This is a genomic window from Nitratidesulfovibrio oxamicus, assembly GCF_015731765.1.
Classification (GTDB): domain Bacteria; phylum Desulfobacterota; class Desulfovibrionia; order Desulfovibrionales; family Desulfovibrionaceae; genus Cupidesulfovibrio; species Cupidesulfovibrio oxamicus.
The window spans coordinates 1-2,152 of the sequence record NZ_VRYY01000419.1 but is presented as its reverse complement, the minus strand read 5'-3'; the positions used below and the strand labels follow the sequence as shown (position 1 = coordinate 2,152).

Here is a 2,152-nt window from a genome sequence, read left to right as displayed (position 1 = left end):
GCCCCGCTGGCCGCGCCCCCCGCGCCGCCGGTCGAGGCGCCCTGCCGTACGGGCGCCGCCAGGCGCGTGGAAGTGCTGTTTTCGGTGGCGGATACGGGCATCGGCATTCCGCCGGAACATCAGGACGTGGTGTTCGAAAGCTTCGTGCAGGCGGATTCTTCCATCACCCGCCAGTACGGCGGCACGGGGCTGGGGCTGTCCATCTGCCGGGCCCTGGTGGAGATGCTGGGCGGCATCATCTGGCTGGAAAGCGCCCCCGGCAGGGGCACTACCGTGTACTTCACCCTGCCCATGCAGCCCGCCGCTGAAGGCGCCCGCGGTGCGGAGCCCCGGAAGGCGCGGACGTCCGATGCCCCGGTTGCGCCGGTCGGCCCGGTTGATCCTGTCGCGCCAGTCACTCCAGTCTCTCCTGCAACATCTGCCGCACCGGTCACACCTGCCGCGTTGATCGCCCCGGTTGATCCCGTCGGGCCGGGTGGCGTGGTCGCCTCCGTCGCCGCAGGGCAGGGCGAGGTTGCGGCCACGCCAGACCTGCCGGATGCGCAGTCCGGCGACGAGGAGCCGGGGCCGCTGCGTCCGCTGTCCATCCTGCTGGTGGAGGACAGCCCCAGCAACAGGCTGCTCTTTTCGCTGTACCTGCGCGGGCGTCCCTGCGCCATCACCGAGGTCCACAACGGCGAGGAAGGCGTGGCCGCCTTCGCTGGCGGGCGATTCGACCTGGTGTTCATGGACATCGAGATGCCGGTGATGGACGGGTATCGGGCCACGCGGGCCATCCGTGCCCTGGAGCGCGAGCAGGGCCTGCCGCCCACGCCGATAATAGCCCTGACGGCGCATGTGGTGGGCGAATTCCGTGACGATTGCGCGGCGGCGGGCTGCACCGGTTTTCTGGCCAAGCCCTTTTCGCGCGGGGAACTGCTGCGCTGCATGGTCCGCCACTGCGGGGGCGATGAGCAGGCGGGCCCTGCCTGGCCCTGCAGGAACACTCTTGCTGGCGATGGCGACCTGTCCGGCGCGAGCGACAGTGCTGGCGGGGGTGAACCCCAGGCGGGGCGGTTCGCCCGGTCGGAGTAATCGGATCGGGCGAGGGGTGTTGGCGGGCGGGCCGGATGCCGGTCCTGCCCGGGACTCTTGGGGTTGCGGGCTGAAAGGCGTCGGATTGGGGGGGCGGACGGTTCGCCCTTCCCGACGAGAGGCGCGAGGGATCAGCGCAGCCCGGCCACGGCCAGCACCACTTGCGCCGCCATGCGCCCTCCGCCCCGGCGGGGGGCCATCCATTCCTCGAAGCGGTGGCGCACCACCTCGCGTCGCAGGGGGCTGCGCAGCTGTTGCAGCAGGGCCTCCGCCAGTGTGTCGCCGTCGGCCACCTCGGCCAGCAGACCGGCCTCGGCCAGTCCGTCACCCACCCACGCGAAATTCTCGCGCGATGGCCCCACGCAGGGCACCACCCCGTGCGTCAGCGGTTCCAGAAAGTTCTGGCCGCCCAACCGGGCCAGCGAGCCGCCCACGAACACGGCGGCGGCGCTGGCGTACAGTGCGGCCAACTCGCCGAACACGTCCCAGATCAGCACCGTGCCGCGGGCGGAAGCGTCGCCGGATGGCGCGGCGGTGCGCCGCGAGCGCAGTTCCCACGGCAGCCCGGCCTGTTCCAGCGCGTTCACCCACGCGGGCACGCGGTGCATGTGGCGGGGAGCCACGGCGATGTCCACATCGGGACGCTCCTGCACGATTCTCTGGATGACCGGCAGCAGGGCGGCTTCCTCTTCCTCGCGCACCGAGCCCAGCACCGCCAGAGGGACTCCATCCCGCAGTACCGTGCCCGCAAGGCCGGGCGCACCGGACACGTCGTGTGCGCCGGGCACGCCGGCTTCGTCCGGTCTTTCGGGTTGGGGCAAGGCCCGGTCGAACTTGATGTTGGGCATGACCGAGGTGCGGTGGTGCCCGAACAGCAGGCCGAAGCGCTGGGCATCGTCGGGCGAGATGGCGGCGATGCGCTCCGGGGCCAGCCCGTGCCAGAAGTCGGGGGTGAGCAGGTATCCGCCCAGGGTGCGCGGGGTCATGCGCCCGTTGACCACGGCCACGGGGACGCCCCGCGCCGCGCAGGCGGACAGCAGGCCGGGCCACAGTTCCGTTTCCAGCAGGGCCACGGCGC

2 protein-coding genes are annotated in these 2,152 nt (G+C 71.8%); one reads left to right on the top strand and one right to left on the bottom strand.

The features are described from left to right. Positions 1 to 1,074 (top strand): ATP-binding protein (locus FVW20_RS13170; RefSeq protein WP_196609973.1); only part of this gene is annotated, 1,074 nt, incomplete at its 5' end. A gap of 131 nt (positions 1,075 to 1,205) precedes the next feature. Here the strand turns inward: FVW20_RS13170 and FVW20_RS13165 are convergent. Next, the coding region (locus tag FVW20_RS13165; protein ID WP_307831533.1) for a 3-deoxy-D-manno-octulosonic acid transferase at positions 1,206 to 2,152 on the bottom strand (947 nt) is incomplete at its 5' end.